This is a genomic window from Streptomyces sp. NPDC102278, from assembly GCF_044766345.1.
In the GTDB taxonomy this organism is placed as follows: Bacteria; Actinomycetota; Actinomycetes; order Streptomycetales; family Streptomycetaceae; genus Streptomyces.
In genome coordinates this window covers 1-21,273 of record NZ_JBIWLV010000031.1, presented here as the reverse complement: position 1 = coordinate 21,273, position 21,273 = coordinate 1, and the positions used below count along the sequence as shown (strand labels likewise).

The 21,273-nt window shown below is 72.1% G+C and carries 19 protein-coding genes; 4 read left to right on the top strand and 15 right to left on the bottom strand.

Features of this window, described 5'->3' with window-relative positions:
- Window positions 1-6 precede the first annotated feature (6 nt).
- Window positions 7-1,515, bottom strand: a complete 1,509-nt coding sequence (locus ACIRO3_RS36015; protein WP_404143882.1) for a peptidoglycan DD-metalloendopeptidase family protein — start codon at window positions 1,513-1,515, stop codon at window positions 7-9.
- A 65-nt stretch (window positions 1,516-1,580) separates the two neighbouring features.
- Entirely contained in the window at window positions 1,581-2,510 is a 930-nt protein-coding gene (locus tag ACIRO3_RS36010) for an alpha/beta hydrolase (RefSeq protein WP_404143912.1), read from the bottom strand.
- 411 nt (window positions 2,511-2,921) lie between these two features.
- Here ACIRO3_RS36010 and ACIRO3_RS36005 point away from each other — a divergent pair, with 411 nt between their 5' ends.
- The gene (locus tag ACIRO3_RS36005) at window positions 2,922-4,595 is read left to right on the top strand and encodes a peptidase M23 (protein ID WP_404143880.1); all 1,674 of its coding nucleotides are present in this window, start codon (window positions 2,922-2,924) and stop codon (window positions 4,593-4,595) included.
- 61 nt (window positions 4,596-4,656) lie between these two features.
- Here the strand turns inward: ACIRO3_RS36005 and ACIRO3_RS36000 are convergent, their stop codons facing one another.
- The 3 genes from ACIRO3_RS36000 to ACIRO3_RS35990 all read right to left on the bottom strand — a co-directional run bounded on the left by ACIRO3_RS36000 (window position 4,657) and on the right by ACIRO3_RS35990 (window position 7,776).
- A complete protein-coding gene (locus ACIRO3_RS36000; protein ID WP_404143879.1) occupies window positions 4,657-5,619 on the bottom strand; it encodes an anti-sigma factor RsbA family regulatory protein in 963 nt (320 codons plus the stop codon).
- The gene (locus ACIRO3_RS35995; RefSeq protein ID WP_404143877.1) at window positions 5,616-6,416 is read right to left on the bottom strand and encodes an MEDS domain-containing protein; all 801 of its coding nucleotides are present in this window, start codon (window positions 6,414-6,416) and stop codon (window positions 5,616-5,618) included. The genes ACIRO3_RS36000 and ACIRO3_RS35995 overlap by 4 nt, the downstream gene beginning before the upstream one ends.
- Window positions 6,417-6,552: 136 nt before the next feature.
- Complete coding sequence (locus ACIRO3_RS35990; RefSeq protein WP_404143875.1) at window positions 6,553-7,776, bottom strand: PP2C family protein-serine/threonine phosphatase; 1,224 nt, start codon at window positions 7,774-7,776, stop codon at window positions 6,553-6,555.
- A gap of 143 nt (window positions 7,777-7,919) precedes the next feature.
- On the opposite strand from ACIRO3_RS35990, the gene ACIRO3_RS35985 reads away from it, so the two are divergent.
- Entirely contained in the window at window positions 7,920-8,174 is a 255-nt protein-coding gene (locus tag ACIRO3_RS35985; RefSeq protein WP_366001301.1) for a LapA family protein, read from the top strand.
- Window positions 8,175-8,226: 52 nt separating this feature from the next.
- On the opposite strand, the gene ACIRO3_RS35980 is transcribed toward ACIRO3_RS35985, so the two are convergent.
- The gene (locus tag ACIRO3_RS35980; RefSeq protein ID WP_404143873.1) at window positions 8,227-9,021 is read right to left on the bottom strand and encodes a maleylpyruvate isomerase family mycothiol-dependent enzyme; all 795 of its coding nucleotides are present in this window, start codon (window positions 9,019-9,021) and stop codon (window positions 8,227-8,229) included.
- Between the two features lie 240 nt (window positions 9,022-9,261).
- Between ACIRO3_RS35980 and ACIRO3_RS35975 the strand changes: the two genes are divergently transcribed.
- Window positions 9,262-9,852 carry a TetR family transcriptional regulator gene (locus ACIRO3_RS35975; protein WP_361786184.1) on the top strand — a complete coding sequence of 197 codons (591 nt, stop codon included), beginning with the start codon at window positions 9,262-9,264 and terminating at the stop codon, window positions 9,850-9,852.
- Window positions 9,853-9,958: 106 nt separating this feature from the next.
- On the opposite strand, the gene ACIRO3_RS35970 is transcribed toward ACIRO3_RS35975, so the two are convergent.
- Both ACIRO3_RS35970 and ACIRO3_RS35965 read right to left on the bottom strand, forming a co-directional pair.
- Window positions 9,959-10,306, bottom strand: a complete 348-nt coding sequence (locus ACIRO3_RS35970) for a VOC family protein (protein ID WP_366001303.1) — start codon at window positions 10,304-10,306, stop codon at window positions 9,959-9,961.
- Window positions 10,307-10,349: 43 nt separating this feature from the next.
- Window positions 10,350-11,126: a 4'-phosphopantetheinyl transferase family protein gene (locus ACIRO3_RS35965; protein ID WP_404143872.1), complete on the bottom strand. Its 777-nt coding sequence runs from the start codon at window positions 11,124-11,126 to the stop codon at window positions 10,350-10,352.
- Between the two features lie 92 nt (window positions 11,127-11,218).
- On the opposite strand from ACIRO3_RS35965, the gene ACIRO3_RS35960 reads away from it, so the two are divergent.
- Complete coding sequence (locus ACIRO3_RS35960) at window positions 11,219-11,659, top strand: VOC family protein (protein ID WP_361786178.1); 441 nt, start codon at window positions 11,219-11,221, stop codon at window positions 11,657-11,659.
- A 317-nt stretch (window positions 11,660-11,976) separates the two neighbouring features.
- Here ACIRO3_RS35960 and ACIRO3_RS35955 read toward each other — a convergent pair whose 3' ends face one another.
- The 7 genes from ACIRO3_RS35955 to ACIRO3_RS35925 all read right to left on the bottom strand — a co-directional run.
- Window positions 11,977-13,542, bottom strand: a complete 1,566-nt coding sequence (locus tag ACIRO3_RS35955; protein ID WP_404143870.1) for an MFS transporter — start codon at window positions 13,540-13,542, stop codon at window positions 11,977-11,979.
- Window positions 13,543-13,584: 42 nt separating this feature from the next.
- Complete coding sequence (locus ACIRO3_RS35950) at window positions 13,585-14,304, bottom strand: thioesterase II family protein (RefSeq protein WP_404143868.1); 720 nt, start codon at window positions 14,302-14,304, stop codon at window positions 13,585-13,587.
- A gap of 95 nt (window positions 14,305-14,399) precedes the next feature.
- Window positions 14,400-15,569 carry a class II histone deacetylase gene (locus tag ACIRO3_RS35945; protein ID WP_404143867.1) on the bottom strand — a complete coding sequence of 390 codons (1,170 nt, stop codon included), beginning with the start codon at window positions 15,567-15,569 and terminating at the stop codon, window positions 14,400-14,402.
- The gene (locus ACIRO3_RS35940) at window positions 15,566-15,874 is read right to left on the bottom strand and encodes a hypothetical protein (protein WP_361787222.1); all 309 of its coding nucleotides are present in this window, start codon (window positions 15,872-15,874) and stop codon (window positions 15,566-15,568) included. Before ACIRO3_RS35940 ends, ACIRO3_RS35945 begins: the two co-directional genes overlap by 4 nt.
- A gap of 86 nt (window positions 15,875-15,960) precedes the next feature.
- Entirely contained in the window at window positions 15,961-19,953 is a 3,993-nt protein-coding gene (locus ACIRO3_RS35935) for a bifunctional SDR family oxidoreductase/pyridoxal phosphate-dependent aminotransferase family protein (protein ID WP_404143864.1), read from the bottom strand.
- Complete coding sequence (locus tag ACIRO3_RS35930; RefSeq protein WP_404143863.1) at window positions 19,950-21,071, bottom strand: DNA alkylation repair protein; 1,122 nt, start codon at window positions 21,069-21,071, stop codon at window positions 19,950-19,952. Before ACIRO3_RS35930 ends, ACIRO3_RS35935 begins: the two co-directional genes overlap by 4 nt.
- Window positions 21,064-21,273 (bottom strand): hypothetical protein (locus ACIRO3_RS35925; RefSeq protein WP_404143861.1); only part of this gene is annotated, 210 nt, incomplete at its 5' end. The genes ACIRO3_RS35925 and ACIRO3_RS35930, both read right to left, overlap by 8 nt.

Here is a 21,273-nt window from a genome sequence, read left to right as displayed (position 1 = left end):
GGGCCGTCAGAGGGTCGGGCCGGCGGTGTCGGCGAGCCAACTCCATTCGGACCAGGTGGAGAAGCCGGTCTGCCACTTGTGGTAGGTGCCGGCGCGGCTGGTGCCGAAGATCTCGATCCTCCCGTCGGCGTTGGTGGCCGCGGTGACCTCGGTGCCCCCGGTGCCGAAGGCGTCCCAGTCGCCGTAGGGGGCGTTGACGGCGGTCTGCCAGATGTGCATGGCCGTGCTGCCGTTCATGGCGAAGACCTCCACCCGTCCGTCCGGGGTGCGTTCGCTGCTGAGCTGCGCGTCCGCGGGGCCGCCGGTCGCCTCCCAGCCCGACCAACTCGTCGCACCGGTCTGATACTTGTGGAAGACGCCGGTCGGGTTGGAGGCGAAGACCTCCAGTCGGCCGTCGGCGTTGTGATCGACGGTGACGTCGTGACCGCCGCCACCGAAGCCGTCCCACGGCGACCAGCCGCCGTTGGGGGCCGTCTGGTAGGCGTGTTGGAAGGAGTCGCGCCCCAGGGCGAACACCTCAAGCCGGCCGTCGGGTGACTTCTCCATCTCCACTCGGCTGTCGGCGGGGCCGCCGCCGGTGGGTTCCCACTCGGACCACCCTCCGTCGGGGGCGAGTTGGTACCGGTGGAAGAGGCCGGCCGGACCGGAGGCGAAGACCTCGATGCGACCGTCGGCGTTCACGCCGGCCGCGGTGTCGCGCCCGCCACCTCCGAAGGTCTCCCAGTTCGACCATCCACCGGACGCAGAGAGCTGCCAGCGGTGTTGGAAGGTGTCGCCGCCCAGGGCGAACATCTCCAGCCGGCCGTCCGCGTTGGGTGCGATCGCCAACTCGGCGTTGCCCGGACCGCCGAGCCGTTCCCAGGCCGACCAGTTGCCGTTCACTTCCTGCTGCCAGGCGTGGTGCACACCGTCGGCGCCGGCGGCGAACACCTCCAGGCGGCCGTCCGCCGACCGAGCCGACACCACGCGGCCCGACTCGGCCGGGTACACCAACGGCTTGGGCCGCGGACCGCTGCCCGGGGTACAGGGCAGCACGACGCCCCGTTCCGCGAGGTAGGGCTCGGGGTCGATGCCGTACGAGGTGGACTGGTCGCCCCAGATCCGCAAATGGAGGTGGGGGCCGCTGGAGTTGCCTTCGGAGCCCATGAGGGCGATCTGTTGGCCGGCCACGACGTGGTCTCCGACGGAGACGTCGCGCCGGGACATGTGCCCGTACTCGGAGATCCGCCCGTCGGGGTGCAGGACCCGGATCCACTGACCGTAGTCGCCGGTGTATCCGGAGATGGTCACCTCGCCGTCGCCCACGGCGTGGATCGGTGTCCCGACGTCGTTGGCGATGTCGACGCCGTTGTGGCCGCTGTGGAAGTGCTGGGACACGAAACCGGCGGTGGGGCACGCGGCCGCGACGGCGGTGGGCCGCGCGGCGGCCGGTGTCGGGGCCATCGGCGACGACAGCAGGGCCGCCGTCGCCGCGAGCACACAGCCCAGTGCGCGTCGGGTAAGTCCGGGAAACACGAGACGCTCCTCCCCTTGGTGGTCGCGGGGTCGGTGAGATGGACGTGCGGTGTGGAGGGGCCCGGTCACGCCTTGCGCAGCCGGTCGATGACGCCGTCGATGTCGCGCCGCATCATGTCGTGGCGGATGAAGTGTCCGCCGGGCAGCTCGTTCCACTCGTGCGGGATCCCCGCGTTCCCCAGGAGGGAGCGGAACTCCCGCTGCCCCGCGAGCACCTGGGTCTCGTTGGCCGTGTCGAACCAGCTGATCGGGTCGGGGCTGGTACCGGCGACCAGGAAGACCCGCTTGCCGCGGTAGCTCTCGATCCGCTGCACCGGATTGTCCGCGTTCACCCGGGCCTCGTCCCAGAACGGCGCCCCGTAGACCGTGCCGCCGTTCAGGTCCAGGAGCGCGGAGGAGGCGTTGGCCCAGTGGACCACGAGGCCGTTGTCCCGGCGCAGGCTCGCCGGACCGGAGTGGGCGCTCACCGAGGCGAAGTGGCCCCAGTACTTGGCGGCGTACTTCAGGGCGCCGAAGCCCCCCATCGAGAATCCGGACACGGCGCGGCCGTCGAACTCGGCGTAGGTGCGGAAGTTCGCGTCGATCCAGGGGATCAACTGCTCGATGTGGAAGTGTTCCCAGTCCCGCGGGCCGGCGTTGGAGTTCACGGGGTTGGAGTACCAGCCGGCGTGGCCGCCGTCGGGCATCACGATGATGAGCGGCTTGCCGGCCGTCCAATCGCGGATCCCCTCGCGGTCGAAGGTGATGAAGTCCTGGTCGGTGCCGCCTCCGTGGAAGAGGTAGAGCACGGGGTACCTGCGTCCGCTCCAGTGGTAGTCGTCGGGGAGGAGCACGTTGACGGCGGGATTCCAGCCGATCGCACCCGTTTGGAAGCGGTAGTACCACATGCGGGCGTCGGCCTCGCCGCGCTCGACGATGCGCAGGCCGTGGCCGTCACCGACGGCGGCGGCGGCGGTCGACGCGGCGGCGAGGACCCCCGCGCCGCCCATGGCCATCGCGGCCGAGAGGCCACCGGCGGTCTTGAGGATGCTCCTGCGGGTGGGGTGCTGCGCGTTCAATGTGTCCTCCTGATCGTGGGCCTGACGGGGCGTCGGGATGTGGCGGGATCCCCTGGCGTGCCGCTCGGGGCCGTGCGGACCGGGACGGGCCGGGCGCACGGACGGTCTGGAAGGTGGCAACGGTGTGACCGTGGGTCGGGGGGTGGTGGCGCTCGTCGACAAGGTAGCGGCGGGAGCGCCCGGCAGGGCATCCGGAACGATCCGGAGTGACACGCCCGGTGGTCTCCGGTGGACCCTGTGTGCCTGACACCCCGGACGGCGCCCCGGCTCCTCTCGAACGGACGACGGACCGACGGCCGGGGGTCGGGCGAGTCCCGCACGTCTCACTTCACGACAGAAGGGCCGACAGTGGCGATAAACGGTTTACGTCGCGTGTTCACCAGATTGGCCTTCGTGGCCGGCATCTGGGCGTTGGTCATCGGGATGACCGCCTCCGCCGCCATCGCCGAACCCGCTCCCGCTCCGGTTCCGGGCCCGGGTCCGGGCGGTGAACGGTCCGGGGTGTCCCGGTACTTCGCCGGCCCGCGGGGCTTCGCCATTCCGACCGTGCCGTGTGATCCCGCCGGCCCGTCGGCCGCAGACGGCAACATGGCCGATCAGCTCAACCCGCAGTTGCACGCGAAGATGGCCGGCTACCTGGACGCCTACAAGGTGTCCTGCGCGCGGATGGTCACGCAGGCGGTGAAGGACCGGGGGCTGAACCAGAGGGCAGGGGCCATCGCCATCGCCACGATCATCGTGGAGAGCAGCATGAACAACTACGCCCAGGCCGTCGACTACACCAGCCTGGGGCTGTTCCAGCAGCAGGACTGGTGGGGCAGTCGGGAGGAGCGTCTGAATCCGGCCCACGCCACCAACACCTTCTTCGATCGGGTGGAACAGCTGTACCCGGGCGGGTCGTGGAACAACGAGGCGATCGGCGAGGTCTGCTGGCACGTGCAGCAGCCGAGGGAGGACCTGCGCGGCCTGTACGAAATCGAGGCGGACGACGCGACGGTCATCGCCAACGCCCTGTGGTCGGGTTCGGGTGGCGGCCCCAAGCACCCCTACGCCTCGGGCCGGGTGGTGTCCGGGCGGTCCGCGGACGGCCGGTTGGAAGCCTTCGCCGCCGGCGCCGAAGGCGTGTACCACGCGTGGCAGACCGAGGTGAACGGCAATTGGTCGCAGTGGCGGTTCGAGGGCGGACCGCGCAACGCGCAGTTGGCCGTGGCGTCCAACGCGGACGGCCGGCTGGAAGTGTTCGCGCTGTCGGACAGCACGTTCGACCACATGTGGCAGACCGCTCCCGGCGCGGGCTGGTCGACCTGGGCGAACTTCGGCGGTGGCGGGTACCGGCTGGCCGCGGGCAACAACGCCGACGGCCGCATCGAGGTGTTCGCGTCCAACGCCAACGGCGTCTTCCACCGCTGGCAGACCGCGCCCAGCGGCAGTTGGGCCGGCTGGGAGGGCGCAGGCGGCGGACCGGCCAACTCGCGGCTCTCGGTCGAAGCCGCCCCCGACGGGCGGCTGGAGGTCTTCGCGCTCTCGGACTCGACCTTCGAGCACCTCTACCAGAGCGGGGTCAACGGCGGTTGGTCCTCCTGGGAGAACTTCGGCGGCGGCGGACGCGACCTGGCCACCAGCCACAACCAGGACGGCAGGCTCGAAGTCTTCGCCTCCAACGCCAACGGGGTCTTCCACCGCTGGCAGACCGGTCCGACCACGTGGTCGGAGTGGGCGGGCATGGGCGGGATCTCCCAGGCCGAGCTGACCACCTCGCGGTCGGCGGACGGCCGGGTGGAGGTGTTCGCGATCAACGCCGACACCGCGAGCCACGCCTGGCAGACCCGCCCGAACGCGCCGTACTCGCAGTGGGAGACCTTCGGTGGCGGCGGCACCGAGATCGGTGCGAGCAACAACGCCGACGGGCGCGTGGAGGTGTTCGCCACCAGCCACGTCGGCGTCTACCACAAGTGGCAGACGGGGTTCGCCACTTGGTCGGAGTGGGCCTGGCTGAACGGTTCGGGCCCCGCGATCGACTAGGCCGTGTCGTCGACCGCCGTTCCGCGGACCGCGCCCGCGGCGCGGGACGACGGTGGCGACGTTACTGCGGTACGTCCATGTGCAGGCGGACCGTGGTGCCCTGGTCGCGGGTGGAGCGGATCTCGACGAGGTCGCAGAGCTGCTGTGCGAGCCAGAGGCCGCGGCCGCCGATCTGTTCCGGTTCGGGGCGGGTGCGGCCGACCATCACGTCGGGGATGTAGCCGGAGTCGCGGAACTCACAGAGGAACGTCGCGTTCTGGGCCCAGGTACGCAGGGTTCCGCGGCCCCCGCCGTGGCGGATGCTGTTCGTCGCGATCTCCGTGACGGCGACGGCGAGCTTCGGCAGCCGGTCCTGCGGGACGCCCGCGTCGGAAGCGCACTGGGAGACCTTCGAGCGGATCGCGGCCAGGTCACCGTGCGCGTAGCTCAGCTCCTGGAACGGATCGCAGGGGTCGGCCAGGACCTCGAAGGGGTATTCCTCGCCGGTGAGGTAGCCGTCGTTGCGCGCGTGCCGCCCGTCCCGGCGGATCAGCGGGTGGCAGCGGGACAGGGACCTCAGGGCCTCCTCGTCCTCGTCCGCGGCGTCGTAGGGGCACAGCATCGACCAGGTGGAGCTGCGCGCGAAGGCCCGGTTCAGGAGCCATTCGTGGTGGCGCAGTTCCGAGAGGTGGGCGGCGTTGCGCGCCTGGCGCCACGCGGTCTCGCCGATGCCGCGCACCGGCCGGTCCCCTTCGCCCCGCTCCCGCATCCAGGCCGTCCAGGCGTCGACGAGCCGGCCGGGGTTCGGTCCCGCCGTCGTGGTGTCGACGAAGGTGACGGCGGGCTCGTCGGCGAGTTCGCCGCGCAGGAGTGACGCCTTGTCGGAGGGGACGGCGACGACCACCGCCTCACCGCCTGCCAGCGCCTCGTGGATGAAGCCCAGCGTCCCGGACAGGAACTGCGCGTCACCCCGGTAGGGGTACAGCTCGTGGTGGAACGGGTCGCCGTCGTGGTCGGACGGCTTCGGGGGGTGGGTCGTGCTCATGCGGCCATCACCACCGGCACTCCGGGGGCCACGTAGCCCGCGAGTTCCCAGCACAGACGCACCGTCTCGTTGGCGCCTTCCACGAGGATGCGGCGGTCCGGAAGGTGGCGGGCGGCGTCGACGAGCGCGTGCATCCCGGCGGCGTCGATCATCTCCAGTGTGTCGAAGCGGAGCCTGATCTTCGGCGTGTTCCTCACCGCGGCCCGCACCGCGGCGTTGAACATCGCCGCGCAGTCTGAGTCGATCACTCCGTCCACGCTCCACCCGTCGGCGCCTGTGCTGAACATCCGGAAAGTCGGCCGCCCTGCGCGCGTGCCCATCTCGTGCGGGTGCGCGGACGCGGCCCGCTCCAACGTGGACGCGTCCCACAACGACGGTCTGAAGGCGCAGACCACGATGGCGCCGCTCTCGGCGGCGAACTCGTCGAGCCGCAGCTCCTGTGCCAGCAGGTCGTCGGCTCCGTCGGGCGCCGACGCGGGCACCCGCTCGGTGAGGACGCGCACCGAGCGGAATCCCTGGCTCGTGGCGGTACGGACCTCCCGGCGGACCGCGGCCAGTACCGACTCGGGATCCGCCGCGGTCGGGAAGTCGAGGATCACCGCGGCGGAAGGCAGCGGCTCGATGGTGCGCGGCATGTCGGTGGGGCCGATGACCAGGACTTTGTCCCCGTACAGGGCCCCGTCGGCCACATAGGCCCGCGCGTCCGTGAGCAGCGTCGCGGAGGGCTGCATGAACCAGCAGACGTGGTCACCCAGCTCGACCTCGTCCAGCGTCGCCAACGTACGCGCCGCGCGCACCTCGCCCCCTTCCGGTCGTCCGACCCGGCCTCACGGCCTGCACAGATCACACTACCGGGCAGCCGTGGCGACGAAAGGCGATCGATCGACCGCGGGCCGGCGCCCACGGGGCCCGCCTCGCATCCCATGCGGCGTTTCAGAGCCGGACGACGAGGAGGGCGGTGTCGTCGGTGGCGCCGCCCGGTGGGAGGAGGTCGAGGAGGATCGCGTCGGCGAGGGCTTCGGGGTCGCTCCCCCGGTGGCGGGTGAGGGCCTGGGTGAGGCGGTCGAGGCCGGTGTCGATGTCCTCGCGTCGGCGTTCGACGAGTCCGTCGGTGTACAGGACGAGGGTGTCGCCCTCGGTGAAGCCGGTGGCGGCCTGGGGACGCGGGACGTGTTCCGGGCGGGCACCGAGCGGGGGGTCGGTGGCCTGGTCGAGGAACTCGACGTCGCCGTGGACGTGGAGCAGGGCGGGCGGGAGGTGCCCGGCGCTGCTGTAGGTCAGGGTGTGGCTGTCCCAGTCGACGTAGGTCTCGACGGCGGTGGCGTTCTCCGCGCCCGTGACGGAGCGGGCGTAGAGTCCGAGGACTTCCAGGGCCTGGGCCGGGCCGTCGGCGACGAGGGAGGCCGCGCTGAGGGCGCTGCGGAGCAGGCCCATGACGCCGGCGGCGTGCAGGCCGTGGCCGACGACATCACCGACGGCCACCGCGATGCGGTCGCCGGGCAGGTCGACGAGGTCGTACCAGTCGCCGCAGACGTTGAGCGCGCCGACGGCCGGCCGGTAGCGGACGGCGGCGCGGTGGTGGCCGATGTCGCCGGGGCCGGGCAGCATGGCCTCTTGCAGGGCGAGGGCGACCTCGCGTTCACGGTTGTGGGCCTGGCGCAGGCGCTCGTTGACCTCTTGGAGTTCCCGGGCCCGGGTGTAGAGCTCGGCTTCCAGGATCCGGGTCCGGCTGCCGTCGGGGGCGCCGCGGGCCACGATGAGCTCGGTGACCTCCTCCACCCGGTGGACGATCAGGACGACCCGTCCGTCGGGACCGAGGACCGGGGCGTTGATCGGGCTCCAGTACCGTTCCTCCCACTCGCCGGGCCGCTGTGAGGACTGCACGTCATAGCGTTGCAGGGCCATGGCGTCGCGCTCGGCGGTGGTCAGGACCCGCTGGAGCGAGGCGCTCAGGTTTCGGCCGCCACTGCCGCCGGCCTGCGGGTTCTCCGGGAACACGTCGAACAGTCGGTGGCCGATCACCTGCTCCCGGGTGCGCCCCGCGCCGCGCAGGAACTCCTCGTTGGCGTCCGCGAACCTCAGGTCGGGGGTCAGCAGCGCCACCATGCCGGGCAGCGTCTGGAACACCGCCGCATAGTCGATCTCCGGTTCCGTCATGTCGGCCCGCCTCAGCACCAGCCACCCCCGGTGGTCCCCACGATAGGGCCGGGTGGATGATCGCGCCGCCCCGCACGGGGCAGCGCCGCCCTTTCGGCGGGTGTCCGGTCGAGCAATCGGACGTACAGGCCGACACTGGCCCCATGACGCGGAAGACCGGTACGTCACACGAACCCTCGACACTGACCGTCAAGGGGCGTGACCTGCGGTTGCGCACCCTCGGCTGCGCCGTCCTGGCAGCGCTCGCGATCTGGTTCATCGCGGTCAACACCGGGTCCGTCACCGTCAGGATGTGGATCCCCACGGTCACGATCCCCCTCTGGGGCGTGCTGACGGTGACGTTGCTCGTGGGCATCGCGCTCGGTCTGCTGATCGCCCGCCGCCGGGCCAGGCGATGACCTGCGGCGCGGAGGTCCGGGTCCGGAGGGCCCGAGAGGCCCCGAGGGAGGCCTAGAAGGCAGAGTGGTCGAACCAGTGGGCGAGCAGGTCGGCGTCGCCCACCAGGTGAAAAGCATCGCTTCGACGGTCCAGGCGCCCGTAGAGCAGCAGCAGGAGGTCCGCCGCGGTTCCCCGGACCGCGGCGTCCGCCGTGCGGGACTCGGCAGGGTCGACCACGAGGGCGAAGCCGTCCGGGCGCAGTCCGACCACCCAGTCTCCGCCCCCGTGACCGTCCCCGTCCCCGTCCCCGTCTTCGCCGTCGGTGCAGCTGAAGCGAATGGTGCGGTCAGGGGCGCGCAGTCGGGCCGTCAGCGGGGCGAAGGGGGAGGCGAACGGCAGGTTGGTGAGGAACTCGTCGATGCCGTCGACCGCCAGTGCGCGGTCGACGTCGGGTGAGAGGCCGAGTGCGAGTTGGGCGTCGACCCGGTGGACGAGGGTCTCGAAGAGCATGCGCCGAACCCAGAACCGGGCGTGCTGGTCGACTCCCCAGGCCCACATCGGCGCGTCCAGGTCGGTGGTGGCGAACACCTCGGCGGCTTGCGCCGCGCTCTGGGCCAGCCAGTCCGGGAGGGAGTCGGGGTGCTCGGGCAGGCGCAGGTCGACGTCACGGCTGGTCGGCGCTTGCCGGACGCGCAGGCGAAGCAGTTCGGTGAACCAGCGGTGCACGCTGCCGACGTGCCGCGTGAGGTCCGCGAGGGTCCAGCCGGGGCAGGTCGGCACCGGGGTGGAGAGGTCGGCCGCCGTGACCGTGGCGACGAACGCGGCGGTCTCGGCCGCGACGGCCTTCGCGTGCTGGGCCGGATTCATGCGCCGCGCCTTTCCCTGGTACCGCCGGTGGTGCGGGTGGTGCCGCCCCGCCGACGAGGATACTTGAGAGCATCGATAGTTCACATCATGAAGCATGATGAACCTATGCGCGGGCGTCGGGGGTGTCAATTCCCGGTCCCGGTCGGGCCGCCGCGCACGACGGGAGCGCCTCGCCCGCCCGCAGTCGGCCAAGTACCGTGTGCACGTGGCTTCAAACAGCCGAAGACGGGGGTCGTGACGGTGACGAACGGGGTTCGGGCGCAGCAGCGGGAACAGACGCGGCACACCTTGCTGCGGGAGAGCCGACGCCTCTTCTCGACCTTGGGTTACGCGTCCGTGGGTCTGTCGGAGATCGTCCGGGCCGCCGGGGTGACCAAGGGCGCCCTGTACCACCACTTCGACAGCAAGGTCGATCTGTTCCGGGTCGTGTTGGAGCAGGTGCAGCAGGAGGTCGCCGCGCACATCGCGGCGACGGCGGACGCCCAGGTGGAGGCTTGGGACCAACTGACCGCCGGCTGCCAGGCGTTCCTCAGCGCCTGCACCGATCCCGCGCTCCAGCGCATCATGCTCGTGGACGGCCCGGCGGTGCTGGGCTGGCGGGAGTGGCGGGCCATGAACGAGGCCACCTCGGGCCGCCACCTCGCCGAGGCGCTGACCACGCTCATCCACGAGGGCGCCATCCCCGCGCAGCCGGTCGCGCCGCTCATGCACCTGCTCTCGGGGGCGATGAACGAGGCGGTGCTGTGGCTGGCCGCGCCGGAGGGCTCCGCCGATCTCGCGGACACCCGAGAGGCCTTGGCGCGGATGCTGGAGGCGCTCCGCGCGAGGTGACCCGCGGGCCGGCCCGCGTGATCACGGCCGCCGTCTGGGGATCGACCCTTCCGGGCACGGCGCGGCTCCCCCCTTCGACGAGCGGCCCCCTGCGGTCTCCGACGGATCAGATCGGTGCGACGACGTCGATCCAGACCCCGTTGGGATCCTTGACGACGAGGTGTCCGCGATCCGGGCGTCCCACCGCCCCGAGGGAGGCGAGGCGCTCCCACTCCTGTGCCCGGCCGTCCACCTCCAGGGTGATCCGCACCGCGCGCACCGGCGTTCGTAGCGCCTCGGGCAGCGCGGGATGGGCGTGGTCGACGAGAGCGAGCTCGTGGTGTCGCCCGGGCCGACGGAGGCCGGCGTACCACTCGGTCGCATGTGTGGCGGTGAAGCCGAACATCCGGTGGTAGAACGTGCGGGATTCCGCCAGCCGTGAGGTGCAGATCACCGGACAGAAGCTGGTCAGCATGGGGGCCATCTCCGCTCACGTACCATCGGTATGCGAACTGAACCTAATCACATACCGTTGGAATGTCAACGTGGCCCTTCTCCTCCAACGAGGCGACCCGGAAGGGGACATGGCCGTACGACGACCAGTTCAGTTCGCGCAGCCCGACGGGCCATCGCATCCCGGCGGGAACGGCCAGGGCCGCCGCGTGCATACCGTCCCGGGGGCCGCAGGACAGGTTGGCGACGGTCCAGCCCGCGGGCCGACCCACTCGTCCGTCTCCCAGGTAGTCGCGGTCCAGCCCGCGGCCGAGCCCCGTTCCCAGCGCCTTCAGGTAGGCCTCCTTGCGTGTCCACAACCGACAGAACCGCAGGGGCCGTTGCGCCCAGGGCGTTTCGAGCAGTTCGCCCCGCTCCCGCGGGTGCAGCCGCGTCAGGCACAGCTCGACCGTCCGGCGGTCGGGCAGTCGCTCCGCGTCGACCCCGACAGGAGCGTCGGCCACGCCGACGAGCGTGAGGCCCGCGCAGTGGGAGAGGGAGAAGTGCAGGTCGTCCGGGCCGTCGAGGAGCACCGGCCGGCCGTGCCGTCCGCCGCAGTGCGCGCACCGGTCCCGGCCGAATCGCAGGTCCCGTGGGTGGAGACCGAGCCTGTCGCCCAACAGCAGCCGCAGCCCGGCATGCGCCGCGAGGTACATCGACCGGTCGCCGTCGCGGGTGAAGGAGGCCGCCTTGGCCCTCTCCCCCGCGTCGAGCAGCGACAGCGACAGCGATTCCCGCCACGGGGGCTCCTGCCGCATCGCCCATACCCGGACTTCACCCGCCGGGCCGTCCGCTGATGTCATGTCCGCCCGCCTTCGATCCGGTGTACGTGACGCACGGGACCATGCCTCGTTATGAGGAAATGACCGTATGCCCGCCCCAGAACGGTGTTGTGATGACGTCTTCCGCCCTGACCGGCTTCTATCCCGTGCTCTGCACCGAGCGGCTCGGTGAATCCGTGGCGTTCTACACCACGCTGTTCGGATTCGAGACGACCTACACGAGCGACTGGTACGTCAGCCTGCGGCAGCCCGAGCCGCCGCACTACGAGCTCGCCCTGGTCCTCGCGGGACACGAGAGCGTGCCGGAGGCCTTCCGCAGGCCGGCCCGGGGTCTGCTGCTCAACTTCGAGGTGGTCGATGTGGACGCCGAGTACGCGCGACTCGTCACGGGAGCCGGTCTGAAGCCGGAACTGCCGCTGCGCGACGAGGCGTTCGGTCAACGGCACTTCATCGTGGCGGCTCCCGACGGCGTGTTGATCGACGTCATCACCCCCATCGAGGCCACCGCCGCCTACGCCGCCTGCTACCAGGACCGGTCCGGCCCCGGGGTGTGAGCGGTGTGGGCCCCCGGCGCGCCCCCCCGGGGCCCCCCCCCGGGCCCGCCCCCCCCCGCCCCCCCCCCCCCCCCCCCCCACACCCCCCCGCCCCCCCCCCCCCGCCGGCCGGGGCCCCGGGGCCCCGCCCCGGCGCGCCCCCGGCCCCCCCCCCCGCGGGCGCCCCGGCCCGGCCGGCCCCGGGGGGGGGCGGGGGGGGCCCCCGCGCCGCGCGCCGGGGGCCCACACCGAGGTCCGAGCACGCCGAGGCCCGACCACGCCGAGGCCCGATCACACCGAGGCCCGATCACGCCGGCGGACGGGCGCGCGGCGGCCCGTCAGGCGGCGGCGTTCACGACGCCGTCGGCCGAGCCGTCGGAATCGGCGGGGTCCCCGTCCCCTCCCGTGGCCGGAAGCTTGATGACCGCGGCCACCAGCACGGCCGAGGCGAGCGCCACGAACACCCCGATGCCGCCGATGACGTTCATGCCGTCGGTGAACGCCGCGCGGGCCGAGTCGAGCAGGGCCGACGCCACCTCCGAGGGCAGGGGTCGCGCCGCCTCGACCGCCCCGGCGAGCGTGTCACCGGCGCCCTCCGCCGCCCCCGCGGGAACCTCCACCCCGCTGCGGTACACGGCCGTTCCGAGACTGCCGAGCAGGGCCACGCCGAGCGCCATGCCCAGTTCGGTACTGGTCTCCGAGATGGCCGCGGCCGACCCGGCCTGCTCGGGCTGGGCCGATCCGACGACGATGTCCGTGCCCAGGGCGATGAGCGGGCCGCCGCCGGCGTAGACGAACGCGAAGCCCGTCACCACCTGCGCGATGCCCGACGAACTGTCGGCCAGGCTCAGCATGAGGTGGCCGAGGCCGGACACGGCCAGTCCCGCGGCGACGACGTACGCCGGACGGATCCTGCTCGCCGCCATCGGCGACACGACGGCGGTCACGATCAACGCGAACGCCGCGGGCAGCAGGTACAGGCCGGCCTTCATGGGCGACAGCCCGCCGACGAGTTGGAGGTACTGCGTCACCGTCAGATATGTTCCGCCGGCCACCAGCATGCTGAGCAGCAGCGTGACCAACGCCGTGCGGAATGTGCGGTTCTTGAACAGGTCGAGGTCCAACAGCGGGCTCGCCAGTGTGCGCTGGCGGCGGACGAACAGCACACCGACGGCCAGGCCCACGACGAGCGCCAGGACCGCGATCGGGCCGGCCCCGTCGTTGGCGATCTCCTTCAGGCCGTAGATGACCGGGAGGATGGCGGCGAGCGACAGCGCCACGCTGGTCAGGTCGAGCCGCCCCGCCTCCTCGTCCCGGTACTCCGGGAGCAGGATCGGGCCGGCCACCAGGAGCAGTCCCATGATGGGCACGCCGAGCAGGAAGACCGAACCCCACCAGAAGTACTCCAGCATGGCGCCGCCGACCACCGGTCCGAGCGCGATGCCCACGGAGAACATGGTGACCCAGACGGCGATGGCCACGCCGCGCTGCCGCCCGTCGCGGAACATGTTGATGATCAGGGCGAGGGTCGAGGGCATGAGGGTGGCTCCGGCGATGCCCATCGCCGCCCGCGCCGCGATCAGCATGGCCGGGCTGTCGGCGAAGACGGCGGCCAGCGAGGCGAGGCCGAACGCGGCGGCGCCGATCAGGAGCAGTTTGCGGCGGCCGATGCGGTCGCCCAGGGTTCCCATGGTCACCAGGAAGCCGGCGATCAGGAACCCGTAGATGTCGATGATCCACAGCATCTGGGCCGCGGAGGGGTCCAGACCCTCGCTGATGTGCGGTACGGCCAGGTGCAGCACGCTCACATCGATGGACAGCAGCAGGGTCGGCAGCGCCAGTACGGCCAGGCCCCACCACTCACGGGGTCCGGCCTGCTCGGTGGTGTCGGCGGTGGTACTCATGCGGTTCCTTTCGGGGGTGGTGCTGTTCGGTGCCCGACACGGTCATCGGGCGAGAGGGTGTGGGAGGAGCGGATCCGGCCGGGGGTCGTCGGAGCCGGGCACCAGGCGGGCGGCGATCGCCGCCGCGTTGGCGGGTGTGTAGAGGTAGAAGTGGCCGCCGGTGAAGACCTGCCGGTCGAAGGCTCCCGAGGTCTCCAGCGACCACAGGTGCATCCGGTCGTCGATGACGACCGGATCGTCCACCGCGCCGAGCGCGAGGATGGGCACACCGGTACCGGACAGCGGCCGCCGGTAGGTCTCCATGGCCTCCAGGTCGGCCCGGATCGCGCGGAGCGACGGCCGCATCAGGTCGGCGCGGTCCATCAGCCCCGGGGACATGCCACCGATGTCCGTGAGGTGCTCCAACAGCTCCGCGTCACCGCGGAGGTGCGCGAACGGCGGCTCGCTGGGGAAGCACGGCGGCTGGCGCGCCGACACGGCCAACAGGGTGGGGGGCAGTGCCTTCTGCTCCATGAAGCGGGTGAGTTCGTAGCCGAGCACACTGCCGAAGCTGTGCCCGATGACCGCGTACGGCAGGGGCTCCAGCTCCGCGAGGCCCCGCCCGAGGGCGTCGACCAGCGGTTTGACGCGGGTCAGCGGCGGCTCGTTGATGCGCGCGCCCCGACCGGGCAGCTGGGCGACGACGCACTCGACGTCCTCGGGCAGCACCTGCCACCAGGAGCGGAACGCGGACGGCCAGCCGCCGGCGTGCGGGAGCGCCACGATCCGAAACCGCGGACGGCTCCGGGCTCCGGGCTCCGGGCCGGCGCCGGCCACCCGACGCGCACCGGTGCCCACCGTCATCCACCAGCCGCCCATCACGGCCCCCCGTCCACGGCCGCGGGCCGCGCGGGGGCGGCGGATCGTCCGGCCGCCGGTGACGCGCCGGCCAGCAGCGGGTGGTGGTCCTCCAAGTGGGTGATCACCCGGTCCTGGTGCCGCTGGAGGCGCTGGCCGGGAAGGTGCTCCAGGGAGTGCAGGAACGGGTCCTGGGGGGCGGGCAGGCCGGCGATCGCGCAGGCGGTGCCCAGTACCAGCATCGGCTGGTACCACGCCGAGTAGCCGCCCTCGTGGGCGAAGACGATCCTGCCCCCGGTCAGTTCGTCCGCGAGCCGGCACAGCGCCGTCGTCATGGCGTGGAAGGTGCGGCTGGTGCACAGCATCCGGCCCATCGGATCGTGGCCGCTCGCGTCGACTCCCGCCGCCACCAGGATCAGGTCGGGGCCGAAGGCGCGGGCCGCCGGTTCCACGATCCGGTCCGTCACGGCGAGATAGGCGCCGTGGCCCGAACCGGCGGGCAGCGGCACGTTGAGCGTGGTGCCCGCCCCGTCGCCCGCGCCGGTCTCCAGCACGAGACCGGACGCCGCGGGGAACAGCCCCTCCTGGTGCACCGATATGTACAGCACGTCGGGGTCCTCGTAGAAGGTCCGTTGGATGCCGTTGCCGTGGTGGACGTCCCAGTCCAGGATCAGCACGCGCCGCGCACCGTGCCGCTGCGCGGCGCGGGCGGCCACCGCCAGGTTGTTGTACAGGCACAGCGCCATGGCCCGGTCCGGCTCCGCGTGGTGGCCGGGCGGTCGAACCAGGCAGTACGCCCGGTCGAACCGGCCCTCCATGACTCCGGTGGCGGCCTGCGCGCAGGCCCCGACGGCGAGCCGGGCGGCCTGCGCGCTGTGGTAGTTGACGTGGGCGTACACGCCGGCGTCGCCCGCGCCGGCCGCCGAGGCCGCCTCGACCCGCTCGATGTGCTCGGGTACGTGCACGAGCAGCAGGTCCTCGTCGGAGGCCGGCGTCGGGGTGAGGCCGGTGAACCGGTCCATCACTCCGGACGCCTTGACCAGGCCCTCGGCGCGCCGGAGGTCGGGGTCGACCGCGAACTGGCGCAGCGGCTCGACGCCCGGCCCGACCGGGACGTACCCCGATCCGGGACCGGGGTCGTGCCAGAAACAGATCTCGTGGCTGTACCACGCGAGACGGGAGGTGCTCACCAGCCGGACACGCCCAACGAGGCCCGGGTGACCCCGGCGACCTTCTCGATGTACTGGAGGTAGTACTCGCGCTCCTCGTCCGGCGTGCGCTTGGTGCGCAGCGTCGTCTCCAGCAGACCGAGCACCTCGCCGGCCTCGGTGGAGGTCAGCCGTCGGTCACCGACCTCCTTCTCGAACGCGCGGATCCGAGCGGTGGGCTCCACCACGCCGGACACGAACGCGCTCTGGTCGCTGCCGTGGTTGCGGGTCGAGGCGATGGTCTTCAGAACCGCCCCGAAGAACGCCGTGGTGTCGACATCGGTCATGTTCGATTCCCCCTGGGGTTGCCGTGCGGTGATCGGCGCACGGTGGTGTCCGGTCTGTGCTGTGGAGCGTTCCGCCCGGTCGGTGCTCAGTGGACGAGGCCGCAGGCCCGGCCGGCCTTCTCCAGCGTCACGACGGCCGCGTCCAGGTCGGCGTCGGAGTGGCTGAGGTTGACGATGGTCCGCAGCCGGGGCAGCGTCCGCGGCACGGCCGGGTAGACGATCGGCTGCACGAAGAGCCCGTCGAGCTGGCAGAGCCGCGCCATCGCCCCCGCCTGGTCCGCGGTCGCGCAGATGATCGGCACCACCGGCGTCTCGCTCGCCAGGGTGTCGAAGCCCAGGGCGCGCAACCGTTCGCGGTACCGGGTGGTCTTCACCCGGAGTTGCCGGGTGAGGGACGGGGCGGCCGTCATCACCTCGACGGCGGCCTTGGCCGCCGCCACCTGGGCGGGGGTCGCGGCGGCCGAGAACATCCAGCCCCGCGCGTTGTTCTTCAGAGCGAAGACGAGGTCCCTGGACCCCGCGACGTAACCGCCCGCGCTGGGCACCGTCTTGGAGAGGGTGCCCATCTTGACGTCGACCCGCGCCGGGTCGATGCCGAAGTGCTCGGTGATGCCGCGGCCTGTGTCACCGAGGACGCCCAGGCTGTGCGCCTCGTCGACCATCAGCGGGGCGTCGTGGCGTTCGCACAGTTCCACGATGCCGGGCAGGTCGGCCACGTCTCCGTCCATGCTGAACACGGCATCGGTGACGACCAGGCGGCCCGCGTCGCCCACTTTGCGCAGGGCCCGTTCCAGGTCGGCGAGGTCGTTGTGGGCGTAGGTGATGACCGACGCGCCGGAGAGCCGGTACCCGTCCAGGATGCTGGCGTGGTTGTAGACGTCGCCGATGACGAAGTCGCCGGGGCCGACGAGGGCGCCGACCGTCGCCACGTTCGCCATGTATCCGCTGGAGAAGACGATGGCGTCCTCGGTGCCCAGGAAGCGGGCGAGGGACAGTTCCAGCTCCCGGTGCAGGTGCAGGGTGCCCGCGAGCAGCCGCACCCCGTGGGCGCCGGTGCCGTGCCGCTCGACGGCGCGCAGGGCCTGGTCGTCGATGTAGTCGTGACCGATGAGTCCGAGGTAGCTGTAGGAGGCGAAGTTCAGGAACCACCGGCCGTCGAACTTGATCCGGGAGCCCTTGGCCTCCTCGATCACGGGCTCGTAGAAGTACTCGTCCTTGGCGACGATCAGTCGGTCCTCCGTCGACAGGGCGTCGATGCGGCGGTCGAGGAAGCTGCCGTGGGGGGCGTCGGTCAGCCGGCCGGGCAACGTCCGCCTCGGGGTGCGGTCGGCCGCCGGGGCGGGGTCCGCAACGGGCGCGGGGACGGGCACGGCAGCCGTGGTCGGGACGGGGGCCGGCGCCGCGGCCGGGGCGGGCGGCACGTCCCGGAAGCGGTCCCACTCGGGGACGAAGGATCCGCCGGTGTCCCGGGCCGCGGCGGCCGGCCGCTGCCGTGCCGCGTCGCGCGAGGCCCCCGCCGGCGCCGCCGCGTACGTCTCCCGGCTCGGGGCGGGAGCGGGCACCGGCGCGGGGGCGGGCGGGGGTGCGGGGGTGGGAAGGGCGGTGGGGGCGGGAGCGGAGGTCGGGGCGGGGAGGCCGCGCGGGAGCGAATCGAGGTGGGCGAGCAGTGCGCCGACGTTGGTGCGCTCGAAGAACACCATCGGGTCGAGGTCGAGCCCGTCGGCGGCCAGCGTCGCGGCCAGCTCGACCGCCATCATCGAGTCGAGGCCCAGTTCCAGCAGGTCGTCCTCGGCGGCCACGCCGTCCACGAGGAGGACTTTGCCGATCGCGCGGCTGAGAGACGGCCACAGTCCGGTTTCGGGCGTGACAGCGGTCATGGTTGCATCCTTCGCTTTCGCGGCGGCGGACAGAACGTAGTGCGCGGGTGGTTGTCCCAGGGCCGTACGGAGGAGGTCGATGCCGTCGTCCGCGGTGAGGGCGGGGACTCCGTGTTCGGCGGCCTTCGGGGCGATGGACTCGCCCATGCCGACGGTCCACAGGCCCCAGCCGAGGCTGTACCAGGGCCGGCCCTCGGCGCGTTGGCGGGCGGCGTAGCCGTCCAGGTAGGCGTTGGCCGCGGCGTAGGCGCTCTGGCCGAGGTTCGCGCGTACCGCGGCGACCGAGGAGAACAGGGCGACGAACGCGGGTTGTTCGTACCCGGACACCAGGTCGGCGAGTGCGTGCGCGCCGCCGATCTTGGGTCCGAGCACGGCGTCGACCTGATCCGGCGTCAGGCCGCGTGCCAGTCCGTCGCGCAGCACTCCGGCGGCGTGGAACACCCCGTCGTAGCGTGCGGAGCCGGGCAGTGCCGCGCGCAGTGTGCGGACGTCCGCCGCGACGACGGCCAGGTCGCAGCGTCGCGCCAGCCGGTCGAGGCGTTCCCGGGCCTCTCCCCGGTCCGGCACGTTCCGCCCGACCAGCGTCAGATGGGCGCAGCCCGCTTCGGCGAGGTACTCCGCGACGCGCAGGCCGATGCCGCCCATGCCCCCGGTGATCAGGAAGCGGCCGTCCCGGTGGCGCGCCTCATCGGTGGCGCCCGCGGCCGGGTGCGGCCACAAGGAGGGTTCGTACCAGGCGTCGCCGCGCCGGGCGAGTTCCGGTCGGTCGTGGTCGAGTGCCTCCCACAGGGCGGCAGGGCCGCCGCCCACCGGACCGGCGGGTAAGGCCGGGTCGAGGTCGAGCAGGCGAACCCTGGTGCGGGGATGCTCGACCCGCAGCGTGCGGCCGAGACCCCACAGGGCGGTCATGAAGGGGTCGACGGCGTCCTGTGTCGCCACCTGGTGGGCGGCGGTGGTGACGATCAGCAGGGCGGGCATCGGTGGACGGGCGCCGAGCCGGCGCACCAGCGCGAAGACCTCCTGCAGGGCCCGCGTGACCTGCCCCTCGCCGGTGAGTCCGGTCGGCGCCACGTACACCACGTCCCGTAAGACGGTGTCGGCCGGCAGCGTGTCCAGGCCCCCGGCGGAGAGCTGCGCCGGCGTCAGGTGCAGGACGCGCCGGCCCGCCGGGGGACGGATGGCCTGCGCGGACACGATCAGTACGGCGCCCTCCGCCGCGGGCGCCTGTACCGTCGCCGTCGCCGTCGCCAATGCGGGTGCGGGTGCGGGTCCCGGTGCGGGTGCGGGTGCCGGGTCCGTGGTCCGCCAGACGACGGTCTCGATCGAGGCGGTGGCCGGCGGTGCCTGCCCCGGCCCGGTACGCCGGCCCGGTACGGCGGTCCGAGCCGGGACGGTGGGGGCGATGGCCCGCGCCGCGACCGCCGTGGGTCGGACGGCCTTGAGGGTGATGCGGTCCAGTTCCAACAGGACCTCCCCCTGTTGGTTGCAGACCACGGCCCGTCCCCGGACCACACCGGCCCCGGCGTCGGCCGGTTCGTCCCGTTCGACGAGGGCGATCACCGTGCCGGATATCCGGCGGCGGGCCGCCAGCCGGCCGATGTACCAGGGCAGGCACGCCCCGGCCGCACCTGAGTCGAGCATGCCGAGTGCCTGGAAGACGCCGTCGAGCAGTGGCGGCGGCACGAAGGGGGGCGCCGACGCCGCGTTCGGCTCCTGTGCGGCCCGGAGCATCAACAGCATCCGGCCGGGGCCCCGGTGCGCCGACCGGATCGCCCGGTACGCCGGTCCGTACGCGATCCCGCTCGTGTCGCGCCACGCGGCCACGTCCGACAACGGCACCTGCTTCGTACAGCCGGCCCGCAGCGCCGCCACGTCGACGTAGCGGGGCGGCGGCAGCGGGGTGCCGGTCGCCCGGGCGGTGCTGTGCTCGACCGGTACGCCGCCCCCGCGCGGTACGGAGCGCAGGGTGCACCGGCCGTCCTGCGCCGTACGGACCTCGATCTCGGCCCCGGTCTCCGTCACGAGCAGGGGTGTCCGGAAGACGACCTGTTCCAACGCCCAACAGCAGTCGGGTCGCGCGGCGTCGCAGGCCGACAGTACGGCGTCGATCTGTGCGGCGGCGGGGACGACCGGGACGCCGCCGATGCGGTGGTCGGAGACGAGCGGGTCGGAGACGTCGAGGAGTCTTCCGAGGCCGCTCATGTGTGGAGGTCGAATCGTCCGGTGGCCAGGACGAGACCGTTCACCTGGATGTCGATCGTGTGCTCGCCCGTGTAGTACCGGCGCGTCTGGATCTCCTTGATCGTGTGGGTCTTCTCCAGGGAACGCCGTTCGCCGGCGCCGAGTTCGAGGGTGGTCAGCTTGAAGACCTTCGGAATGCTGCGTCCGTTCTTACGCACGTGGTGCACCACGTAGTCGACGGCGATGCTGTGCGGCCGGTCGTCGGTGTTCTCGATGTCGAAGTCGACGACGAGGGTGTCCCCGATGGTCACCGCCCCGGGGGTGATCCTCAGCCGGGGCACCTTGACGTGCTCGCCGCCGGTGGCCCCGAGGATGGCGAGGGCCTGCTGATCGCCCTTCTTCACGAGGGTGCGCAGCCCGTGCTTGACGATCCAGTCGGTCTCGGGGGTGGGGCTCTCCTCCAGCCAGCGGAGCGCGGTCGCGAGCGCCAGGTCGGGGCTGTCCTTGGAGATGTCGTTGAGGTGGTTGGCGACGGACTTCCGCACGTACTCGGAGGGGTCGCTGCGCAGCGGTTCGAGGATGTCGAGGACCGGCAGCGGGTCCTTGACGAACACGGTCAGGGTCCGGGCCCAGGGCAGTCGGGGGCGGACGCCCTCGGTCGCCAGCCGTCGTACGTTGTGGCTCGGGCTCTCGGCCCATCGTGCGACGCGCTCCATGGTCAGCGCGTAGTGCTGTTCGACGTAGGGGCGGATCGCGTACTCGCCCGTGTGCCGCTTGGTGATCTCCTCGATGGCGTCCAGTGACGCGTCGGGGTGGTCCAGGCCGTACTCCTCGACGAAGCGGGCGACCGGCATGAGGTACCAGCTGGTGTTGAACATGCCCTCGCCCTCGGCCAGTTCGTCGCCGAGGACGGACAGAAGGATCGGCAGGGCGTCGGGGTACTCGGCGGGCAGGCGGGAGCGCAGACCTTCGGCCAGGACGAGGACGCGGTCCTTGAGTTCCTTGTCGGGGATGCGTGCCTCGACCTCTGCCGCGTAGCCCTCCACATCGAACGCGGGATGGACGGTGCGGATCTTGTCACCGATCAGGCGTGCCGCTTCGCCGTTGAAGTGTCGCTTCAGTCCGTATTCGCTAGCCATGGTTCTGGTGCCTTTTCGTCTCGTTCTCGGTGTGCGGGGTCTTCGTGTCGTGCGGGCCGGCGGATATCCAGAACCGCTGCCGGTTGAAGGGGTAGGTGGGCAGGGTGATGGTCCGGTGGCCCTTGCCCGCGTGTACTCCCGACCAGTCGAGATCCCCCGACGTCCCGTTCACATACGCCGCCAACGACCCGTGCACCTCCAC